17 protein-coding genes are annotated in these 19,596 nt (G+C 66.8%); 9 read left to right on the top strand and 8 right to left on the bottom strand.

Annotated features, from left to right (window positions below):
- Positions 1-759: 759 nt before the first annotated feature.
- From BRAO375_RS28825 to BRAO375_RS28805, 5 genes are all read right to left on the bottom strand, one after another.
- Complete coding sequence (locus BRAO375_RS28825; RefSeq protein ID WP_009030959.1) at positions 760-1,170, bottom strand: hypothetical protein; 411 nt, start codon at positions 1,168-1,170, stop codon at positions 760-762.
- Positions 1,171-1,298: 128 nt separating this feature from the next.
- On the bottom strand, positions 1,299-1,946 hold the full coding sequence (locus BRAO375_RS28820; RefSeq protein ID WP_009030958.1) for an Mpo1-like protein: 648 nt from the start codon (positions 1,944-1,946) through the stop codon (positions 1,299-1,301).
- 675 nt (positions 1,947-2,621) lie between these two features.
- The gene (locus BRAO375_RS28815) at positions 2,622-2,816 is read right to left on the bottom strand and encodes a DUF2783 domain-containing protein (RefSeq protein ID WP_009030957.1); all 195 of its coding nucleotides are present in this window, start codon (positions 2,814-2,816) and stop codon (positions 2,622-2,624) included.
- Positions 2,813-4,450, bottom strand: a complete 1,638-nt coding sequence (locus tag BRAO375_RS28810; RefSeq protein WP_009030956.1) for an FAD-dependent oxidoreductase — start codon at positions 4,448-4,450, stop codon at positions 2,813-2,815. Before BRAO375_RS28810 ends, BRAO375_RS28815 begins: the two co-directional genes overlap by 4 nt.
- 251 nt (positions 4,451-4,701) lie before the next feature.
- Positions 4,702-5,244: a VOC family protein gene (locus BRAO375_RS28805; protein WP_009030955.1), complete on the bottom strand. Its 543-nt coding sequence runs from the start codon at positions 5,242-5,244 to the stop codon at positions 4,702-4,704.
- Positions 5,245-5,374: 130 nt separating this feature from the next.
- Between BRAO375_RS28805 and BRAO375_RS28800 the strand changes: the two genes are divergently transcribed.
- Positions 5,375-5,866, top strand: coding sequence for a MarR family winged helix-turn-helix transcriptional regulator (locus tag BRAO375_RS28800; RefSeq protein ID WP_009030954.1), 492 nt, complete (start codon positions 5,375-5,377; stop codon positions 5,864-5,866).
- Between the two features lie 106 nt (positions 5,867-5,972).
- Positions 5,973-7,841, top strand: coding sequence for a molecular chaperone HtpG (htpG, locus tag BRAO375_RS28795; protein ID WP_009030953.1), 1,869 nt, complete (start codon positions 5,973-5,975; stop codon positions 7,839-7,841).
- 25 nt (positions 7,842-7,866) lie between these two features.
- Here the strand turns inward: htpG and BRAO375_RS28790 are convergent, their stop codons facing one another.
- Positions 7,867-8,874 carry a tripartite tricarboxylate transporter substrate binding protein gene (locus BRAO375_RS28790; protein ID WP_009030952.1) on the bottom strand — a complete coding sequence of 336 codons (1,008 nt, stop codon included), beginning with the start codon at positions 8,872-8,874 and terminating at the stop codon, positions 7,867-7,869.
- Between the two features lie 176 nt (positions 8,875-9,050).
- Here BRAO375_RS28790 and BRAO375_RS28785 point away from each other — a divergent pair, with 176 nt between their 5' ends.
- From BRAO375_RS28785 to BRAO375_RS28765, 5 genes are all read left to right on the top strand, one after another.
- Entirely contained in the window at positions 9,051-10,853 is a 1,803-nt protein-coding gene (locus tag BRAO375_RS28785) for a long-chain-acyl-CoA synthetase (protein ID WP_009030951.1), read from the top strand.
- 126 nt (positions 10,854-10,979) lie between these two features.
- Positions 10,980-11,225 carry an acyl carrier protein gene (locus BRAO375_RS28780; RefSeq protein ID WP_009030950.1) on the top strand — a complete coding sequence of 82 codons (246 nt, stop codon included), beginning with the start codon at positions 10,980-10,982 and terminating at the stop codon, positions 11,223-11,225.
- Positions 11,212-12,600 carry a class I adenylate-forming enzyme family protein gene (locus BRAO375_RS28775; protein WP_009030949.1) on the top strand — a complete coding sequence of 463 codons (1,389 nt, stop codon included), beginning with the start codon at positions 11,212-11,214 and terminating at the stop codon, positions 12,598-12,600. The genes BRAO375_RS28780 and BRAO375_RS28775 overlap by 14 nt, the downstream gene beginning before the upstream one ends.
- The gene (locus BRAO375_RS28770) at positions 12,593-13,324 is read left to right on the top strand and encodes an SDR family NAD(P)-dependent oxidoreductase (protein WP_009030948.1); all 732 of its coding nucleotides are present in this window, start codon (positions 12,593-12,595) and stop codon (positions 13,322-13,324) included. Before BRAO375_RS28775 ends, BRAO375_RS28770 begins: the two co-directional genes overlap by 8 nt.
- Positions 13,325-13,417: 93 nt before the next feature.
- A complete protein-coding gene (locus BRAO375_RS28765; RefSeq protein WP_009030947.1) occupies positions 13,418-15,712 on the top strand; it encodes a heavy metal translocating P-type ATPase in 2,295 nt (764 codons plus the stop codon).
- A gap of 2 nt (positions 15,713-15,714) precedes the next feature.
- On the opposite strand, the gene BRAO375_RS28760 is transcribed toward BRAO375_RS28765, so the two are convergent.
- Positions 15,715-16,101, bottom strand: coding sequence for a hypothetical protein (locus tag BRAO375_RS28760; RefSeq protein ID WP_009030946.1), 387 nt, complete (start codon positions 16,099-16,101; stop codon positions 15,715-15,717).
- Positions 16,102-16,253: 152 nt separating this feature from the next.
- On the opposite strand from BRAO375_RS28760, the gene BRAO375_RS28755 reads away from it, so the two are divergent.
- Positions 16,254-16,970 (top strand): MgtC/SapB family protein, encoded by a 717-nt coding sequence (locus tag BRAO375_RS28755; RefSeq protein WP_009030945.1) that lies wholly within the window; start codon positions 16,254-16,256, stop codon positions 16,968-16,970.
- Between the two features lie 332 nt (positions 16,971-17,302).
- On the top strand, positions 17,303-18,451 hold the full coding sequence (locus tag BRAO375_RS28750) for a DUF3095 domain-containing protein (protein ID WP_009030944.1): 1,149 nt from the start codon (positions 17,303-17,305) through the stop codon (positions 18,449-18,451).
- Positions 18,452-18,458: 7 nt separating this feature from the next.
- Here the strand turns inward: BRAO375_RS28750 and BRAO375_RS28745 are convergent, their stop codons facing one another.
- Complete coding sequence (locus tag BRAO375_RS28745) at positions 18,459-18,893, bottom strand: DUF2147 domain-containing protein (protein ID WP_009030943.1); 435 nt, start codon at positions 18,891-18,893, stop codon at positions 18,459-18,461.
- Between the last annotated feature and the right edge of the window lie 703 nt (positions 18,894-19,596).

Below are 19,596 nucleotides of genomic sequence, written 5' to 3'. Positions count from 1 at the left end.
CCCCACGGGAAGCGATTCGATGACGCGCGGTCGCTTTTAGTCCGATGCGTCCCAGCAAGGCTCATCGCCCGGAGACCCCCACCCCCAACCCCTGCCCGCAAGGGGGAGGGGAGCGCTGCGGCGTTGACGCTAACGCTCGGGCTCGATCTGACGGAAGACAGCTCCGTTCGTCGCATTCTCCTTTACCGAAATTTTTCTTGCTTATTTTCCGAATTCATGTTCATCTCCCTCCATCCCGCCTCGAGCAGAGGGACGTACGCGTCGTCACGAACGTGAGGTGGGCTGCGATGGACGTGGTGGCGGCGCTGGACGAGCGCTTTGCCCGCACGGACGGCAAAGTCGTGTGGTCCTGGCCTCTCGACGCTGAGGTCAAGTCCGCGGTCAGCTGCTTGACGGCACGCGCGGACGATGGGGGCAAGAACGCCGATCCCCAGGGAGAGCACGAAGGACACCGTAAAACCATTGCGCGGGGGAGGCCGCTTGGTGGCCCGACCTGTGGTGACTGCCGCCTGCTTTTCTTGTTGCAGGCGGGCCATGGGCCGCGGTCAGCACCCGGCCTTCCCCGCGCCCTCTCGTTTCACGAGGGCTGACGGCCGTATCACCCGGGCACGCCGTGCCGCGGGATCGCGAGCACGCATGCCGAGCATTTTATCATCACGACGTCGTTCAGCGACCTCCGGGCGATCGAGGACGCCGGCCTTCCTCACTCATGCACGCGACGGCAGCGCCGGAGCGCGCCGCCGTCCTGGCTCGAGCTCCTCAGAGCTGCGTCGCGCGCAGCTCGATGGTCACCGGCGTCGCGGTGCGCTTCGTCGCCGGATCGGCCGGCATCTGCAGCACGCGGGCGCGCTGGCCGGTGGCGAGGTCGGTGACCTTGACGACGCGGCCGTTGGAGAATTCGAGCGCGTCGTGGTGCTCGGTCGGCTTGTTGGTGTCGACCTGGCGGAAGCGGGCCAGATGGGCGCCGACCTTGCGGCGGAAGAAGAAGCCCTTGATGCGGACGTCGCCTTCGAAGGCGAGCTCGGTGCCCGGACGCAGGCACACCGCGGTCAACGGATCGTCCTTGGTCGAGAAGCCGCGGGTCTCCGTGCCGGGGAAGCGACAGGAGACCAGCACGTCGTCGATCTTGGCATCACGGGAGGAGACAGTATGGAGGCTGTAGTCACACATGGAAAGCTCCTGAAGGCACCACCAGCACTGAGGCCGCAACGGCGCAGCAGAGAAGTCGTTCCATGATGTTGGAGGTGACAGGCAGTTCCACCGCCCGCACGGCGGGCGGTGGCAGCGCGAGCGGCGCATCAGGTGAGATGCGCGGCCTCCTCATCGTCGGCGGCGGCGCCCCAATGCGCGGCGTTCTTGATGGTCGGGTCGATCAGCTCGCCGCGCAGCAGCGCCAGCGGCGACTTCCAGTACAGCGCGATGTTGTGCAGCGGATCGGTCAGCACCTTGAACGCCCAGATCAGGCCGGTCGCGACATCCTGCGTTGCAAACAGCTGAACGACGCGGAAGAGGCCGCCGCCGATGCCGACCGCGAGCCAGAGCACGCCGACGTGACGGACGAACTCCATCCGGCTCGCCGGCGCCTCGAACAGCCCGAACAGGGTCGGGAAGGCGAACAGCGCCACTGGCACCAGCCCCCACACCGTGAGCAGCACGATCTTGCGGGTCTGATTGTAGCCGACCTTGACCGCTTCCTTGTAGTCGTTGGTCACGTCGTTGACGTGGTCGTAGCCGTTCGGCTCGAAGAAGAAGTGCCCGGTCTGCCGCGTCAGCATCGCCAGCCAGCCGACCAGCCCGGCCATCGCCGGATCCTTGAACAGCAGGGCGTAGCAGACGAGGAAGATCACGGCGCTGATCAGGTGCAGCGTCTGATTGATCCGGCTCTGATGATAGTAGCGATAGTCGTCGAAGCGCTGCGTCTGCAGGACTTTGTAGTAGCGCGACATGCGAATCCCCGTGCCGTTGTGGAACGAGACGGAGACGTAGAGGGCCTCAGTGAATGTGGCGTGACATTATGATGTTGTCACAATGAAAGAGGCCGGCTTCGAACGCTATTTGTTGCAGATGCAACAAGCTGGCAATTCAGCGCGCCAGGCGCGTCCTTGCAGCTTCCTCGGCGGCAGGGCCAAGGTCATTGATCCATGTCAAATCCGCTCCATTCTTCCCTCGATCGGCAACTGTGCATCCCCGAATCCAGCCCGCGAACGCTCCGCGATCGCACCACAAACACGCTGCGCTCCCTGTCCCGTTCTTCACGGGATGTGAGGGGTAGCCGCACGGAAGGTCTCAATGGAGAGATTCCTCTCCTCGCGTTCCGAATGCATCCGACGGTCAGAGTATTGCGCCGGTCTGTCTCCCACGCCGTCATGGCCGGGCCTGTCCCGGCCATCCACGTCGTTCGACATCCTAGGAGCGACGTGGATGCCCGGGACAAGCCCGGGCATGACGGTGCAACTAATAGACGGGATTGCTCGTCGCGACAGCATCGCGTCGTGCCATGCGATCGCTATGCCGAAAGCGTAGCCGGATCGAGCGCAACCCAAACGGCGTGCAAGTCGACCTCGTCCGGGAGCGATCCGCATCCCGGGATCACAGCGAGCATCGGTCTGTTGTCGCCTGCGTCACCCGCCCGGCGTGCGCGCCAGACGGATCGCCTCGCTCAACGTCGCGCGGTCGCCGACATGATTGGCGAGCAGCAGCACCAGTCTCGCATTCATGCGCAGCGCCTCGTCCTCGCTGAGCTCGCGCTGGCTGCCGATCAGCTCGGCATAGAAATCGTCGGTATCGCTGATGTTCGGGGTGAGGATCAGGCTCATGCGGCAAGCTCCTGCTGCACCGTGCCGGGCCTGCCGCAGGCGCGCCGGACCGCCGCGGCGATCGCGGCCTCGTCGAATTGCGGGAAGCGGGCGGTGACGTATTGATCGGGCCGGAAGACATAGGTCGTGCCCGGCGCGGCGCCGTAGCGCTCCGCGAGCAGGCCCTTTGTATCGGCGACGTCGCGGCCGACGACGAGCACGCGCGCCACGAGGCCGTCGATACTGAGCTCCTTGGCCGTTACGGTGGCGTCGAAGGTCAGTACCGTGAAGCCGGCGCCGAGGCCATTCAGCAACCATCCCGGCTGTCCCGCGATCGTGACCGGCGCATCGGCCGCATTGCTGCCCGGCGCCATGGCGCCGCAGCCGGGCGCGCCATCGGGGGTGTTCAGCGGCGAGGTCACATAGGGCGTCGGCGTCGACAGCCGGCCGCTGTTGACCAACGGCCGCGCGAAGGCGTGATGCTGCGCGAGGTCGAGCACGGCATCGCGGAAGTAGCGGCTCACCTGAGTTTTCGGCGTGATGAAATCGGTGGCGCGGGTCGAGTTCAGGATGTTGTCGTCGGCCGCAAACGCGCGCTCCTCGTGATAGCTGTCGATCAGGCTCTCCGGTGCCTCGCCGCGCAGCACCAGCGAAAGTTTCCAGGCGAGGTTGTCGATGTCCTGCACGCCGGTGTTGGCACCACGGGCCCCGAACGGCGACACCTGATGCGCCGCATCGCCGGCGAACAGCACGCGTCCATGGCGGAAATTGTCAATGCGGCGGCAGGCGAACTGATAGATCGACACCCATTCGAGCTCGAACTCGGCGCTCTCGCCGAGCATTGCCCGGATGCGCGGGATCACGCGTTCGGGCTTTTTCTCCTCGTCGGGATTGGCGTCCCAGCCAAGCTGGAAGTCGATCCGCCAGATGTTGTCCGACTGCCGATGCAGCAGCACCGACTGCCCCCGATGGAACGGCGGATCGAACCAGAACCAGCGCTCGGTCGGAAACTCCGCCTTCATCCTGACGTCGGCGATCAGGAAGCGGTCCTGGAAGAACTGGCCCTTGAACTCGGCGCCGACCATGCGGCGGGTGTCGGAATTGGCGCCGTCGCAGGCGATCACCCATTCCGCCTCCATGGTGAAGATGCCGTCCGGCGTCTCCACCGCGAGCACAGCGTGATCGTCGGTCTGCTTGAGGCTGACGAGCCGGTGCTTCCAGCGCAGGTCGATCAGCGGGCTCCTGCCGGAGGCCTCGACCAGGATCCCCTCGAGATAATATTGCTGCAGATTGATCATCGCCGGCCAGCGATGGTCGGGCTCGGGCAGCAGGTCGAACTGATAGGACAGCTGGTCACGGAAGAACACCTTGCCGATGTTCCAGCTGACGCCCTTGCCGACCATCGGCGCGGCGCAGCCGAGGCGGTCCCAGATTTCCAGCGGCCGCTTGGCGTAGCACACCGCGCGCGAGCCGATGCTGACGGTGTCGTTGTCGTCGAGCACCACCACCTTCTGGCCGCGGGCGGCGAGATCGAGCGCCGCGGTGAGGCCGATCGGGCCGGCGCCGATCACGACGACCGGATGACGGCGGGTCTCGCCGCTTTTCTGCTCCGCCGAGCAGACATAGGGAAATCGCGGATAGACATAGTTGCTCATGGCTGCCTCGCCTGGCGCGTGACGGTCGGAGGGCTATCGCATTTGACTGATCTGAGTTTTTCGCGAAACCGTCTCCACATCGTCATGCCCGGGCTTCGTCCCGGGCATCCACGTCGTTCTCGGCATGCCGGACGACGTGGATGGCCGGGACAAGCCCGGCCATGACGACGTGGAGACAGATGAGCGCAACACTTCGATCGTCATATGCGATAGCCCTGGTTGCGGTCGGGACGATGGAGAAGAACGAGCGCTCAATCGGCGCCGGCGAATTCCTTCTCGTGCATCCAGGCGGTGTGCCGCGGCGGCTTTTTGGTCGTGGCCCATTCGTCGACCATGGCGCGGGCAACCGACTTCATCCGCGTGATCTGCTCGGGGGTGGCGGTCCAGGTCGCAATCTCCAGGCGGTGGCCGCTCGGATCATGGAAATAGATCGACTTGAAGATGGTGTGGTCGGTGATCCCCACGACGTCGAGCCCGGCGGCCTCCGCGCGCGCCTTTGCTTCTTCCAGCTCGTCCATGTCCTTGACCTGGAAGGCGATGTGCTGGGTCCATTCCGGGGTGTTCGGATCGCGGCCCATCGGCGGCGAGTTCGGCAGCTCGAAGAAAGCGAGGATGTTGCCGTTCCCGGCATCGAGGAAGATATGCATGTAGGGATCGGGCGCCTTGGTCGACGGCACCTTGTCCTCGGCGATCGCGCCGAGCAGGTCCATGTTGAGGACCTTCTTGTAGAACTCGACGGTGGCCTTGGCGTCGACGCAGCGATAGGCGACGTGGTGGATCTTCTCGATCTGCATGATGGTCCTCCCATGATCATTGTTGGCAAGATAGTAACGGATGATACGATCTGGTGGCCTTGATCCAGATCAACCCGGGCGGGATTGGATTGAGGCGGCGAGAGGCGAACGGACGAGGACAGGGGATGCGATGACGAAGGCGGCCGACGAGACCCGGGATCAGAGAGGCGGTGAGGGGGCTGAGCGCGAGCTGAGGCTGCAGCGCTATTTTCCGTACCGGCTGGCGCGGCTCGCCGAGCAGGTGTCGCTGGCGGTGGCGGAGGTCTATGCCGACCGTTTCGCGCTATCCCGGCAGGAATGGCGGATCCTGGCGGCGCTGGGCGAGCAGCCACGGCTGCCGACCAAGGAGATCGGCCGGCTGACGACGCTGGACAAGATGAACGTCAGCCGCGCCATGCACAGCCTGGAGGCGCGCGGCATTGTCAGCCGCAGCCGCGATGCCGCGGATGGACGCGAGCGGATCGTGACGCTGACGGCCGCGGGGCGGGCGCTGTATCGCAGGATCGTGCCCTACGCGCTGGCCCGGGAGGCCGATCTGCTCGCGGTGCTGAGCCGGGACGAGGTCGCCACCCTCAATGTTGTCATCGACAAGCTGCTGGGCGCCACGGAGCGGCCGGCATGATGCAGCGCCGCGGATCGCGACCGGGGCTCGGAAGGCTTGATCGACGCCGTCGCCGCGCTATATCGACGGTCTCCCCTTCATTGCCAGCATGGGCCAACGCACGACGATGACCGACACCGCCACCGTTAGCCATTCCTTCCAGGCCGAAGTCTCCGAGCTGCTGCATCTGATGGTGCACTCGGTCTACTCCGAGACCGACATCTTTTTGCGCGAGTTGATTTCGAACGCCTCCGACGCCTGTGACAAGCTGCGCTACGAGGCGATCGCCAAGCCAGAGCTGATCGGCGACGGCGAGGCGCCGCAGATCCGCATCATTCCCGACAAGGCCGCCAGCACCCTGACCATCGCCGACAGCGGCATCGGCATGGATCGTCAGGAGCTGATCGACCATCTCGGCACGATCGCCCGCTCCGGCACCAAGGCGTTCGTGCAGAAGCTCGCCGAGGCCAAGGACGGCACCGGCCTGATTGGCCAGTTCGGCGTCGGCTTCTACTCCGCCTTCATGGTCGCTGACCGCATCACCGTGATCAGCCGCCGCGCCGGCGGCAATGAGGTCTGGACCTGGACCTCCTCGGGCGGCGCCGGCTTCGAGGTCGCGCCGGCCTCCGAGGAGGATGCCAAGCGGGTGACGCGCGGCACCGAGATCGTGCTGCACCTCAAGGACGACGCCAAGAAATATCTCGAAACCTACGAGATCGAGCGCATCGTCACGGCCTATTCCGACAACATCCAGTTTCCGATCATGCTGGTTCAGGCGGAGGGCGAGCCGCGCCAGATCAACTCGGCGAGCGCGCTATGGCAGCGCTCGAAGTCGGAGCTGACGCCGGAAGATTACAGCAAGGCCTACAAGTCGATCGCCAACGCCTTCGACGAGCCCGCGATGACGCTGCATTATCGCGCGGAAGGCCGCTATTCCTACGCGGTGCTGCTGTTCGCGCCCTCCACCAAGCCGTTCGATCTGTTCGAGCCGGCCCGCAAGGGCAAGGTCAAGCTCTATGTCCGCCGGGTCTTCATCACCGACGATGCCGATTTGATGCCGGCGTACTTGCGCTTCATCCGCGGCGTGATCGACAGCGAGGACCTGCCGCTCAACCTGTCGCGCGAGATGCTGCAGAACAATCCGCAGCTGGCGCAGATCCGCAAGGCGGTGACGACGCGGGTGATCAGCGAATTGGAGCAGCTTGCCGAAAAGGATGCCGAGAACTTCGACAAGATCTGGGACTCGTTCGGCGCCGTCATCAAGGAGGGTCTGTACGAAGACTTCGAGCGCCGCGACAAGCTGCTGGCGCTGTCACGCTTCACCACGACGGCGGGCGAGAAACGCTCGTTGAAGCAGTATGTCGAGGGCCTCAAGGAGAACCAGACCGAGATCTACTTCCTGGTCGGCGACAGCATCGAGCGGCTGAAGTCCAACCCGCGGCTCGAGGCGGCCAAGGCGCGCGGCGTCGAGGTGCTGCTGCTGACCGATCCGGTCGATGCGTTCTGGACCTCGGCGCGGCTGGAGTTCGACGGCAAGCCGCTGAAGTCGCTGAGCCAGGGCGACATCAATTTCGATCCGATCCCGGTGACCGAGAAGGAGGCCGAGGACGAGGCCAAGCCGGCGGCCGACGAGGCCAACACGATCGCGCTGATCAAGGCGAGTCTCGGGGAGCATGTCACCGACGTGAAGGTCTCGACCCGGCTGACCACCAGCGCGTCCTGCCTGGTGGCGGGCAGCCATGGTCCCGATCGCGAGCTGGAGCGCATTCTCTCTCAGCAGGCGCGCGGTGCCCGCACCAAGCCGATCCTGGAGATCAATCTGCGCCATCCGCTGGTGGTTGCGGTCGCCAAGGCGGCGGCGGACAAGGCCAAGGTCGACGATCTGTCGTTCCTGCTGCTCGAGCAGGCGCAGATCCTGGACGGCGAACTGCCGGAGGATCCGGCGGCGTTCGCGGCGCGGCTCAACCGGCTGGTGCTGCAGGGCGTGACGGCATGAGGTGACGCAAGGCGGGCGCCGCGGCCTATTTGGCGGGGCCCGCCTGCGCGGCGACGAGCTTGCGCCAGCGCATCACCTCGGCGTGGTAGGTCGAGGCATAGACGCGGCTGTCGCCGCTGATCGGCGTGGCGCCGACTTCGGCGAGGTGCTTGTAGATCTCGGGATCGGCCAGCGCCGCATTGATCTCGCGGTTGAGCAGATCGACGATCGCTTGCGGCGTCCCGCGCGGGGCCGCGACGCCGTAGAAGCCCGAGGTCTCGAAGCCCGGCAGCACGTCGGCGACCGCCGGCAGATCCGGGAAGGCGGGCGTTCGCTCACGCGTCGACACCGCCAGCGCCCGGATCTTGCCGCTGCGGATCAGGTCGGTCGCGGAGGCGGTGTTGTCGAACATCGCGTGGATGTGCCCGGAGGCGAGGTCGGTCAGCGCCGGGCCAGAGCCGCGATAGTGGACAACGGACCAGCTGATGCCGGCCAAAGTCCGGAACAGCTCGGCCGACAGCTGCTGGACCGTGCCGAGGCCGGCCGTGCCGACGCTGAGCTTGCCGGGATTGGCCTTGGCGTAGGCCAGGAACTCGGGCAGCGTCTTCACCGGCAGCTCCTTGTTGACAAGGAGCAGGAGCGGCATCCGCGCCATCCCGGCAACGGGAATGAGATCGCCGCCGTTCGCGTCGGGCGTGGCTGCGGAGGAGGCGTTGATGATGTTGGCGGTCGAGGTCGCCAGCAGCGTGTAGCCGTCCGGCGCGGCGTTGGCGACGCCGCGCGTGGCGACATTGCCGCCGGCGCCGGGACGATGGTCGAGCACGAACGGCTGGCCGAGGTGCCGGGTGAGCCGGTCGCAGATCAGGAGTGACAGACGGCCGGTGGCTCCGCCCGGTGCAAAGGGAATGACCCAGGTGACGGGCCGGTTTGGATAGGGCGGTTCTGCTGCGGCCGCTGCGGCGGCCGGCTGCACCGCGGCAACGGCGCTCCAGGCGGCACATTGCAGCAACACGCGTCGTGTGATCGTCTCGTCCGCCGTCTTGTCCTTGGGCATGCCGGCCTTCGCATTGGCATGTTCTGGGAAATGCAACCTAGCCGGTATTTGCGAGTACTTCGTAAAAGCCCGCCTTCGCATCGATCCCGCCGCACTCTCAGCCGGTTAACCCTTCCGGTTAACGGCCGGTCAGGTGCCGCCGCCTATAAGAGCGCCAAATCGAGGCGGTGGCAGTCATGAACATCGAGCGCGCGGACCGATCTGCGGAACTCATAAAGCCTGCCCCGCGGCCCTCGACGGCGAAGATCTGGCTGAAGGCGATCGAGCTGACGGCGCGGATCGAAGCCGAACCGGCCCGGCTGTTCGCAGACATCGTCCATGATTGGGCGACGCAGCAGCCCGAGTGCCCGGCGCTGGTCGCAGATCGCGAGACGCTCAGCTATTCCACCCTGTCCGGGCGCATCAACCAATATGCCCGCTGGGCCCTTGCTCACGGCATAGGTCCGGGTCAGACCGTTGCAATGATGATGCCGAGCCGGCCGGATTATCTGGCCGCTTGGCTCGGCATCAGCCTGGTCGGTGGCGTGGTCGCGCTGATCAACACCAACCTGGTCGGGGCCTCGCTCGCGCATTGCATCAACGTCGCCAAGCCGGCCAACGTCATCCTGTCGGATGAGTTGCGCGAATCCTATGAAGACGCTGCGCCGCTGATATCAGGTGGGCCACGCATCTGGATGCATGGCGGCGATCTCGACGCCGCCCTGGCTGCCATGGATACGCATGCGCTCGCGGCCAGCGAGCGGCCCGTCGTGACGATCAACGATCGCGCACTGCTGATCTACACCTCCGGCACCACCGGCCTGCCCAAGGCGGCCAGCATCAGCCATCGCCGCATCCTGAATTGGGGCGGCTGGTTCGCGGGGCTGACGGGTGCCGGTCCCGACGACCGCCTCTACGATTGCCTGCCGGTGTATCATTCCGTCGGCGGCATCGTCGCGCCCTGCAGCATGCTGCGCGCCGGCGGCACGGCGGTTCTGGCGGAGAAGTTCTCGGCGCGTCAGTTCTGGCGCGACATCATCCGCCATGATTGCACGCTGGTGCAATACATCGGCGAGCTCTGCCGCTATCTGCTGGCGGCGCCGCCTTCTGATTTCGATCGAGCGCATCGCCTGCGGCTGGCCTGCGGCAACGGCCTGCGCGGTGACGTCTGGGAGGCCTTCCAGGCGCGCTTTGCGATCCCGCAGGTGCTGGAGTTCTATGCCGCCACCGAAGGCAACTTCTCGCTCTACAATGTCGAAGGGAAAGTGGGATCGGTCGGCCGCGTGCCGTCGCTGCTCGCGCATCGCTTTCCGGCGGCGATCATCCGGCTCGACGAGGACCAGCGCGGGCCGCTGCGCGGACCTGACGGGCTCTGCCTGCCGTGTGCGCGCGGCGAGGTTGGCGAGGCTGTCGGCCGTATTGGCAAGGCGGACGACGGCGGCGGCCGCTTCGAGGGCTATACCGACAGCGCGGAGACCGAGAAGAAGATCCTGCGCAATGTCTTCACCGAAGGGGATGCCTGGTTCCGCACCGGCGACCTGATGCGCCAGGACGAGCAGGGCTTCTTCTACTTCGTCGACCGGGTCGGCGACACCTTCCGCTGGAAGGGCGAGAATGTCGCGACCAGCGAGGTCAACGAAGCGATCCTAAAATGTCCGGGAGTCGCGGAAGCCTCGACCTACGGCGTCGCGGTGCCCGGCGCCGATGGTCGCGCCGGCATGGCCGCGCTGGTCGTCGAGCAGGGTTTCGATCTCGCCACGCTGTCGGCCGAGCTTGCGCGACGCTTGCCGGCCTATGCGCGGCCGGTCGCGCTGCGCATCACGCCATCGCTGCAGTCGACGGAGACGTTCAAGCAGAAGAAGCAGGAGCTGATGCGCGACGGCTTCGACCCTTCGGTCGTTTCCGAGCCATTGTACATCCGCGATGCCGCAACCGGTGCCTACCATCCGCTCGACGCTGATCTGCATGCGCAGATCGCGACGGGGAGCGTCCGCTTGTAGATGATTTTAATCATAGGCGGCGAGGTGCATTTACCAACGGTCTCGAAACATACCGCAAGGGTCCGGGTTCCTTCACCATCTCGCTCTAGGCTCGGTTGCGTCGTTTGAACAATCACGGATTTAGCCATGTCGGTACGGTTAAGAATCATTGCAGCGATCAAGCAGATTGCGGACGAGCAGAAGGTCAAGCTGCCGCCGCTGACGGATGAGCTGACATTGCACGAGACCGGCTTCGACTCGCTCGCCTTCGCGATCCTGGTCGCCCGCCTTGAGGACGATCTCGGCGTCGATCCGTTCACCTTGTCCGAGGAGGTCACGTTCCCCAACACGATCGGCGACTTCATCAGGGCCTACGAGAATGTCCCCGCGTGAGGTCTTCGCGCTGCGTGACCATCTCGGCACGGCGCTGACCGAGCGCACGATCTCCGATCCGCGTCACCTGGTCACGCTGGCCGAGCTGTCGCGCGGAAGCTGTCTCGGCGGCCGCAGCGGCAATCTCGATGGCCGCTCGGTGCTAGTCGCGACGTCCGGCCAGTTGTTGGCCGGCCTGGCGCTGATCGAGATCGACGGCGTCGCCCGGCGCATGCTGCTGTGTCCGCCCGATCTGAAGGATGAGCATCTCGGCAGCATCATCACCGAAGCCGGCATCGATGCTGTCGTCACCGACGAGCCGGACCGCTTCGCAAGCCTTGGCATTGATCTCGTCATCCCCGCCAGCCTGCCGCAGCCCGCCGCTCGCGTCGCGCAGACGGTCCGTGCGACCGAATGGCTGATGCTGACGTCGGGCACCTCGGGCGTGCCGAAGATCGTCGGCCATACGCTCGAGGGCCTGTGCGGCGCCATCATCGGCGATCGCCCGGTGTCTGGGGAGGCGTTGCCGGTGTGGGCGACGTTCTATGACATCCGCCGCTATGGCGGGTTGCAGATCTTTCTCCGCGCGATCGTCGGCGGCGGGTCCATGGTGCTGTCCGACCCGGGCGAGCCGCTGGCCGATCACGTCGCGCGTCTCACTGCGCGCGGCGTCACGCACATCTCGGGAACGCCGTCGCATTGGCGCAAGCTGCTGATGAGCGGATCGGCTGAGCAATTCGCCCCGCGCTACGTACGGCTGTCGGGCGAGATCGCCGATCAGGCCGTGCTCGACGGATTGAAGCAGGCGTTCCCGAATGCCTCGATCGGTCACGCCTATGCGTCGACCGAGGCAGGCGTGGGCTTCGCCGTCAATGACGGGCTGGAAGGCTTCCCCGCGACGTTGCTCGGCGAAGGCCGCGGCGCGGTCGATATGAAGGTCGTCGACGGCTCGCTGCGGATCCGCTCCAAACGCGCGGCGCATGCCTATGTCGGGCGCGCTGTGGCGGCGCTCACCGACCCCGAGGGCTATATCGACACCGGTGACATGGTCGAGCTGCGCGGCGACCGCTACTACTTCGTCGGCCGGCGCAACGGCATCATCAATGTGGGCGGCCTGAAGGTCCATCCCGAGGAAATCGAAGCCGTGATCAACGGTCATCCCGAGGTGCGGATGTCGCGCGCCAAGTCGCGGCGCAGCCCGATCACCGGCGGCATCGTCGTCGCGGAAGTCGTGCTGACCGGAGACAGTGATCCGGCGCGGGCGGATGTCGTTCGCAACGAGATCCTGGCCGACTGCCGCGCACGCCTGGCGGCCCACAAGGTCCCGGCGATGATCCGCTTCGTACCGGCGCTCGACGTCACCCCGGCCGGCAAGTTGGCCCGCACCGATGCGTAACGTCCTCGTCACCGGCGGCAGCCGCGGCATCGGGTTGTCAATCGCGCGTCGGCTCGCGGGCGCGGGCTACGACGTCGTTGCGGTCGCCCGCCGCGAGAGCGAGGAACTGCGCGCGGCCATCGCCGAGTTCAGCGCCTCCAGCGCCGGCATCCATTTCCGCGCCTGCGATCTCAGCGCCGTCGATGCCATCCCCGCCTTCGTGAAATCGGTGCGCGACGAGTTCGGTCCGCTCTATGGCCTCGTCAACAATGCCGGTATCGGCACCGAGGGCCTGCTCGCGACGATGCACAATTCGGAGATCGAAGGGCTGGTTCGCCTCAACGTGCTGGCGCCGATGATCCTGACCAAATACGTCGTACGGCACATGATGGCGGCGGGCGAGGGGCGGATCGTCAACATCTCCTCGATCATCGCCAGCACCGGCTATAACGGCCTCTCGGTGTATGGGGCGACCAAGGCCGCCGCCAACGGCTTCACGCGCTCGCTGGCGCGCGAGGTCGGCAAGGTCGGCATCACCGTGAATGCGATCGCGCCGGGCTTCATCGCGACCGAGCTGACCCAGAGCATGGACGCTGAGCAGCAGCGGCGCATCGCCGGCCGCAGCGCGCTGCGCCGGCTGCCCGAGACGGACGATGTCGCGGCGATGGTCGAGTACCTGCTCGGCGAGGGCGGGCGTAACGTCACCGGGACGGTGCTGACCGTCGACGCCGGCAATACCGCCTGAGGCGGTGATCTGCCGCATCAGCGGTTGATTTCGCTCAAGCGTCCGAGCGGCGGTCGCGGCGATAGTGCCGGCGCAAGTCCGGAACTTAGCTCCATGTTCGAACGCATCCTGCGATGGACCCTGGTCGCAATCGCCGTCGCGGGCCTCGCCGCGGGCGGCCTCGCGCATGCCGTCGGCCGGCCCGAGTGGGCTGGCATCGCCTTCACCGCCTCGACCGTCCCGGTCATCGCCGGCCTGATCGTTTCGATCATCCGCGATGTCCTGGCCGGCCGCGTCGGCGTCGATGCCATCGCGCTGGTGTCGATGAGCGCGGCGATCGTGCTGGGCGAGCCGCTGGCGGGGGCCGTGGTGGCGCTGATGTATTCCGGCGGCAACGTGCTCGAGGACATCGCGGTCGCGCGCGCCGAGCACGATCTTCGCGCGCTGGTCGACCGCGCGCCGCGCATCGCCCATCGCTGGCGTGATGATCGCATCGAGGATGTTGCGGTGGCTGACGTCGCCGTCGGCGACCGCCTGATGGTCCGCGCCGGCGAGATCGTGCCGGTGGACGGCGTCGTCGAGACGGCCCTGGCGGTGGTCGATGAATCGGCGCTGACCGGCGAGCCGATCCCGGTGTCGAAGACGCGCGGCATGGCGATCCTGTCCGGCTCGTTGAACGCCGGCGAGACGTTCGAGCTGTCGGTCACGGCGACTGCGGGCGAGAGCACCTATGCCGGCATCGTCAAGCTGGTGACGTCGGCGCAGACCGCGAAGGCGCCGTTCGTGCGGCTCGCCGATCGCTACGCGTTGATCTTTCTGCCGGTGAGCCTGGCGATCGCGGCTGCCGCCTGGTTTGCATCGGGCGATCTGATCCGAGCCCTCGCAGTGATGGTTGCAGCAACGCCTTGCCCACTCATCCTTGCGGCACCGGTCGCGTTCATCGCAGGCGTGGCGCAGGCGGCGCGCAGCGGCATCCTGGTCAAGGGCGGCGGCAAGCTGGAGGCGCTGGCGCGGGCGCATACGGTGCTGTTCGACAAGACGGGCACGCTTACTGTCGGCGGCGCGCGGCTGCTCTCGGTGGAGGCGGCTCCGGGAGAGGATGCCGACAACGTGCTGCTGCTCGGCGCCTCGCTGGAGCAGGCCTCTCACCACGTCCTGGCGCATGCCATCGTCGAGGCGGGCCATGCCCGCGGGCTCAGGCTCAAGGTCCCGGAGCGGGTGCGCGAGACGATGGGCTCGGGCCTCGAGGGCGCCATCGATGGCCGTCGGATCAGCGCCGGCTCGCCGGACCTGATCCTTGGCAACCACGCGCCGCCGCCCTGGGCCGCGCGCGCCATCCGCCGCGCGTCCTGGCGCTCGGCGCTGATCGTGCTTGTCGCGGTCGACGGGCGGCCGATCGGCGCGCTGCTGCTGGCCGATGAACTGCGCGCCGATACGCCGCGCGCGATCCGCTGGCTGCGCGAGGCCGGCATCGCCCGCATGGTCATGGTCACCGGCGACCGCGCGGCGGCGGCGCAGGCGATCGGCGCGGCGCTCGATCTCGATGCGGTGCTCGCCGATCGCGTGCCCTCGGACAAGGTGGATGCAGTCAAGAGCGAGCAGCGGCTGCATCCGACCATCATGGTCGGCGACGGCATCAACGACGCGCCGGCACTGGCCTCGGCCGATGTCGGCATCGCGCTCGGCGCGCGCGGCGCCAGCGCCTCGTCGGAGGCCGCGGACGTGGTCATCCTCGCCGACCGGCTCGATCGCGTCGGCGAGGCGATCGTGATCGCACAGCGCGCCCGGCGCATCGCGCTCGAGAGCATCATCGTCGGCATGGCGCTGTCGTTCATCGCGATGGCTGCGGCGGCGTTCGGCCTGCTGCAGCCGGTGCCGGCGGCGCTGGTGCAGGAGGCGATCGACGTCGCCGTCATTCTCAACGCGCTGAGAGCGCTGCTGCCGGCCGGCCGCGGCCGTGCGGGCCGGATCACGGTGGAGGACGGCCGTGGCCTGCGGCATGATCACCAGGCGCTGCTGCGCGGGCTGGATCGGCTGCGGGTGATCGTCGATGCGCTCGACGAGGCCGCGCCGGAGCCGGCGGTGAGCCTGATTGTCGAGGCGAACGCGCTGGTTCAGGACCAGGTCGTCGCGCATGAGCGCGATGACGAAGGCTCGGTCTATCCGCGGCTGGCGCGGTTGCTGCAGGACAGTCACGGCCTGTCGGCGATGAGCCGGGCGCATCGCGAGATCCTGCATCTGGCGCGGCTGCTCGGGCGGGTGGTCGAGGACCTGCCGTCCGAGAAGGTCGACCGCTATCTGATCCGCGACGCGCAGCGAGTCATCGAGGCCATCGAGACGCTGGTGCGCATGCATACCGCGCAGGAGGACGACATCTACGAGGCCGTGGCGGCGCGCTCCGCCGCGTGAAATCAGTCGAGATGCTTCGGCAGGTCGATGCGCTCGCGGGCAAACTCCGCCGGGCCATCGATCAGGCGACGGATCCGCCGCTCGCGCTCGTCGGCCGGCAGGTTGGGATCGAGCATCTGGTCGATCAGCCGGATCGCGTTCTGCTCGATCGTACGGGGATCCCTCGGCTTGGGCTGCGCAGCCGGCGCCGGCGGGGAGGCATGCAGGCCGATCGCGAGCAACTGGCTGATGGCATCGGAGCGCGTCACCTGGTGCGTCTCGGCCCACGCATCGATGTCGGCGGTGAGCTGCTGCGACAGCTTCACCGCGCTCACCGCGTCGTGTCCCAGCCGGACGGCGGGACTATGATCCCTTCGCGTGTCGGACAACGTCATCTGCCTGTTGATCATGTCAGCCTAGGATATGCTGGAGGGAGGGGGATTTGATTTCGATCAAGGACGGCCTAAGAAAGCGGCCTCGTCGCGGCGGTCCAGCCGCGGCGAGAGTTTCGTATGTCTGCTGCCAGGCAGGCGCGGCGTGATACCGAAGACAGATCCTGCTCATGCGATTCCTGCACACCTTCCAGATCTTTGATTTTCTCGACACCCTGGTCAGCCTGTTCACGGCCTTCGTGCTGGGCACGCTGATCGGCGCCGAGCGTCAATACCGGCAGCGCAGCGCGGGCCTGCGCACCAATGTGCTGGTCGCCGTCGGTGCGGCCGCCTTCGTCGACATCGGCAACCGCCTCACGGGCGCCGACGGTGCGGTGCGCATCATCGCCTACGTCGTGTCGGGCATCGGCTTTCTCGGCGCCGGCACGATCATGAAGGAAGGCATGAACGTCCGTGGTCTCAACACCGCGGCGACGCTGTGGGCCTCCGCGGCCGTCGGCGCCTGTGCAGGGGCCGACCTGATCGCACAGTCTGTCGCGCTGACCCTGTTCGTGCTGGCCGGCAACACCCTGCTGCGGCCGCTGGTGAATGCGATCGACCGCATCCCGCTCAACGCAGCGACCTCCGAGGCGAACTATCAGATCGTCGTGACCACCGGCGCGTTGCAGGCCGCCGAACTGCGCGAGGTGCTCGACGAGCGGCTGGAGGCGGCCAACTACCCGGTGCGTGAGACGGAGGTGGTCTATCGCTCCGAGGACATCGTCGAGATCGTGGCGACTCTGGTGCCGCTCGCGGTCGATACGGTCGAGCTCGATCGCGTCACGGCCGAGCTGGCGAGACTGGCGGGGGTCCGTCACGCGACCTGGAATGTCAGGGCATTGGTGTAGGACGTCGCCGGCCCGAATCCGTCCTGCATCGGCTGCCGAACGAATCCTGCCCGCACCAGCGTCGATCCCCAGCATGGTTCGAGACTTCCCCGCGCAACTCATCGAACATGGCGAGAATGTTCCACCTCGCGCGTGAACCGCGGCTGAATGCTGGTCGTGTGCCCGCGACAGAGTAGCAGCGGCATGCCGATGCCGGCTTGTCCGACAGGTATTCGCTTGTGGTCGGCCGCACTGTCTGGCCTGTGCCGTCGCCTAGGCGTGCTGCCTGAACCCGCTTGACACGGACGATCGTAGCTCCCCCATTGAGGCGCACTCCGGACGGATGACTCGCAATGTCGAAGCTCAGCGCTGCAGATTATTATGCCTCGATCCCGGTGTTTCGCGGCTTCTCGCGGCTAATGGATCCCGGGCTCTACAAGCCCCTGCCGGAGGACTGGCTGATCGGCACGGCCGACATCGTCGAGTCGACCAAGGCGATCGCCGACAAGCGCTACAAGGCGGTCAACTTGGCCGGGGCGGCGATCATCGCCGCGGTCACCAATGCCCTGGAAGGACGCGAATTCCCGTTCGTGTTCGGCGGCGACGGCGCGAGCTTCGCGGTCGGACCTGACGATGCGGCGGCGGCCCGCGAGGCGCTCGCCGCCACGGCGCGCTGGGTCGGCGAGGATCTCGGCCTGACGATGCGCGTCGCGCTCGTGCCGGTCAGCGCGATCCGCGCTCAGGGCCATGACGTGCGCGTGGCGCGCTACGGGCCGTCGGCCAATCTGTCCTATGCGATGTTCGCCGGCGGCGGGCTGGGCTGGGCCGAGGCCGCGATGAAGCGCGGCGAGTTCGCCATTGCGCCGGCGCCGCCCGGCACGCAGCCGGATCTGTCGGGACTGTCGTGCCGCTTCGAGGAGATGCCGTCGGCGCGTGGTCTCATTCTCTCGGTGCTGGTGCTGCCGGCGGCGGGCGCGGATGCCCAGGCCTATCGCCGCGTGATCGAGGAGATCATCACCTTGACGGAGCGCAGCCCCGAGGCCGGGCGGCCGGTGCCGGCCGGCGGGCCTGCACTGCGATGGCCGCCGCAGGGGTTGGGCTACGAGGTCCGCGCGACGCGCGGCTCGCGCGTCGTCCGCTGGGTGAGGGTGATCGGGCGCACGCTGTTCGTGTACGCCGTCATGCGCTTCGGCATCAGCATCGGCGGCTTCGTGCCGGATCTGTACCGGCAGCAGGTGGTCGAGAATTCCGACTTCCGGAAATATGACGATGCGCTGCGCATGATCCTCGACTGCACCGAGCAGCTCGCCCAAGAGCTGGAGCGGCGCCTTGGCGCCGCCGCAGCACAGGGGATCGTGCGCTACGGACTGCACCGGCAGAGCTCGGCGATGATGACCTGCTTCACGCCCTCGGCGATCCGTCCCGACCACGTCCATTTCGTCGACGGGGCGCAGGGCGGCTACGCCTCGGCGGCGACCGCGCTGAAGGCGGCGGCCGCCTGACCGCAGATCAGCGTGCGCGGGTCCAGGTCTCGCCGCCGCACAGCGCGCCGACGCAGCCTTCGACCTTCAGCGTATCGGCGCCGGAGACCGAGATGTGGCTGGTGTAGCTCTGGCCGTCATCGGCATTGTAGATCTTGCCGGACCATTTGTTCGGTCCGTCGGGGTGCACGCCATCGAACAGCTGCAGACCGATGATCGGCCGGTTGGCGAGCGCGCGATTCGGATTCTTGTTGTCGACCGCCGGCTTGCCGGTGTCGGTGTCCATCGGCTCCTTCAGCCACACCACGGTGCCGCACAGATTGGCACCGCATTTGGCGACCTTGATCTTGGCGTCGCCCGCCTGCGTCAGCCAGGTGCCGGTCGGATCGTCGGCGGCCAATGCCGGCTGCGCGATCACCAGGGTCGCGAATGCGAGACCAGCCAGACGCAATTTCCAAATCATTTGATCCCCCGTTCAAGCCGCGCTTCCATAACAGCAAACGGAGCGGTTGCAATCGGGAGAGGTGCGGTTGTCCAAAGCGTCGTCATCACGATCAGGTGCATGGCGACGGGCTGTCTCAATTCCTTGCTCGGTTGTCTCATGGCCCGCGCGGGGAAAAGGTTTCCACTGCTGCAACACACACTGCTGTCGTCCCGGCGAACGCCGGGACCCATACCTCCAGGGAGTGGTTTGAGGCAGGCTGGTCATTGGCTCTGTCGCGCATCATGTCCGTCACGGCGCATGGATCCCGGATCTGCGCCGCGACGCGCTACGCGCATCGCGGCTTGTCCGGGACGACAGCGGAGGAATGAGGCGCGTTTCCCTGTCGACAAACTCCGCTGTCGTCCCAGCGAACGCCGGGACCCATACCCCCAGGGAGTGGTTTGAGGCAGGCTGGTCATGGCTCTGTCGCGCATCATGTCCGTCACGGCGCATGGATCCCGGATCTGCGCCGCGACGCGCTACGCGCATCGCGGCTTGTCCGGGACGACAGGTGTGGGTGGGGCGGATTCACGGTTCAAACAGCTGAGACGGCCGAGGGCATGCAGCCACAGTCTCGCGGCACGTCATGCCCGAGGCCTGCGATCGGTTCGGCCCTCCAAACAGTGCAGAGGGCGCAGGGAATGCCGGGTGAGGGCCTCACCCATGGCCCGCCTGCTGAAAG

The sequence above is a fragment of the Bradyrhizobium sp. ORS 375 genome, from assembly GCF_000239775.1.
Classification (GTDB): domain Bacteria; phylum Pseudomonadota; class Alphaproteobacteria; order Rhizobiales; family Xanthobacteraceae; genus Bradyrhizobium.
This window is presented reverse-complemented; position numbering and strand designations above follow the sequence as displayed.

What these genes read in the sequence shown, in the direction of transcription:
- BRAO375_RS28760 (WP_009030946.1), bottom strand. Translation starts at nt 16,101, where the DNA reads ATGATCAACAGGCAGATGACGTTGTCCGACACGCGAAGGGATCATAGT.
- BRAO375_RS28810 (WP_009030956.1), bottom strand. Translation starts at nt 4,450, where the DNA reads ATGAGCAACTATGTCTATCCGCGATTTCCCTATGTCTGCTCGGCGGAG.
- BRAO375_RS28750 (WP_009030944.1), top strand. Translation starts at nt 17,303, where the DNA reads ATGTCGAAGCTCAGCGCTGCAGATTATTATGCCTCGATCCCGGTGTTT.
- BRAO375_RS28775 (WP_009030949.1), top strand. Translation starts at nt 11,212, where the DNA reads ATGTCCCCGCGTGAGGTCTTCGCGCTGCGTGACCATCTCGGCACGGCG.
- BRAO375_RS28805 (WP_009030955.1), bottom strand. Translation starts at nt 5,244, where the DNA reads ATGCAGATCGAGAAGATCCACCACGTCGCCTATCGCTGCGTCGACGCC.
- BRAO375_RS28755 (WP_009030945.1), top strand. Translation starts at nt 16,254, where the DNA reads ATGCGATTCCTGCACACCTTCCAGATCTTTGATTTTCTCGACACCCTG.
- BRAO375_RS28785 (WP_009030951.1), top strand. Translation starts at nt 9,051, where the DNA reads ATGAACATCGAGCGCGCGGACCGATCTGCGGAACTCATAAAGCCTGCC.
- htpG (WP_009030953.1), top strand. Translation starts at nt 5,973, where the DNA reads ATGACCGACACCGCCACCGTTAGCCATTCCTTCCAGGCCGAAGTCTCC.
- BRAO375_RS28780 (WP_009030950.1), top strand. Translation starts at nt 10,980, where the DNA reads ATGTCGGTACGGTTAAGAATCATTGCAGCGATCAAGCAGATTGCGGAC.
- BRAO375_RS28765 (WP_009030947.1), top strand. Translation starts at nt 13,418, where the DNA reads ATGTTCGAACGCATCCTGCGATGGACCCTGGTCGCAATCGCCGTCGCG.
- BRAO375_RS28790 (WP_009030952.1), bottom strand. Translation starts at nt 8,874, where the DNA reads ATGCCCAAGGACAAGACGGCGGACGAGACGATCACACGACGCGTGTTG.
- BRAO375_RS28745 (WP_009030943.1), bottom strand. Translation starts at nt 18,893, where the DNA reads ATGATTTGGAAATTGCGTCTGGCTGGTCTCGCATTCGCGACCCTGGTG.
- BRAO375_RS28820 (WP_009030958.1), bottom strand. Translation starts at nt 1,946, where the DNA reads ATGTCGCGCTACTACAAAGTCCTGCAGACGCAGCGCTTCGACGACTAT.
- BRAO375_RS28770 (WP_009030948.1), top strand. Translation starts at nt 12,593, where the DNA reads ATGCGTAACGTCCTCGTCACCGGCGGCAGCCGCGGCATCGGGTTGTCA.
- BRAO375_RS28825 (WP_009030959.1), bottom strand. Translation starts at nt 1,170, where the DNA reads ATGTGTGACTACAGCCTCCATACTGTCTCCTCCCGTGATGCCAAGATC.
- BRAO375_RS28800 (WP_009030954.1), top strand. Translation starts at nt 5,375, where the DNA reads ATGACGAAGGCGGCCGACGAGACCCGGGATCAGAGAGGCGGTGAGGGG.
- BRAO375_RS28815 (WP_009030957.1), bottom strand. Translation starts at nt 2,816, where the DNA reads ATGAGCCTGATCCTCACCCCGAACATCAGCGATACCGACGATTTCTAT.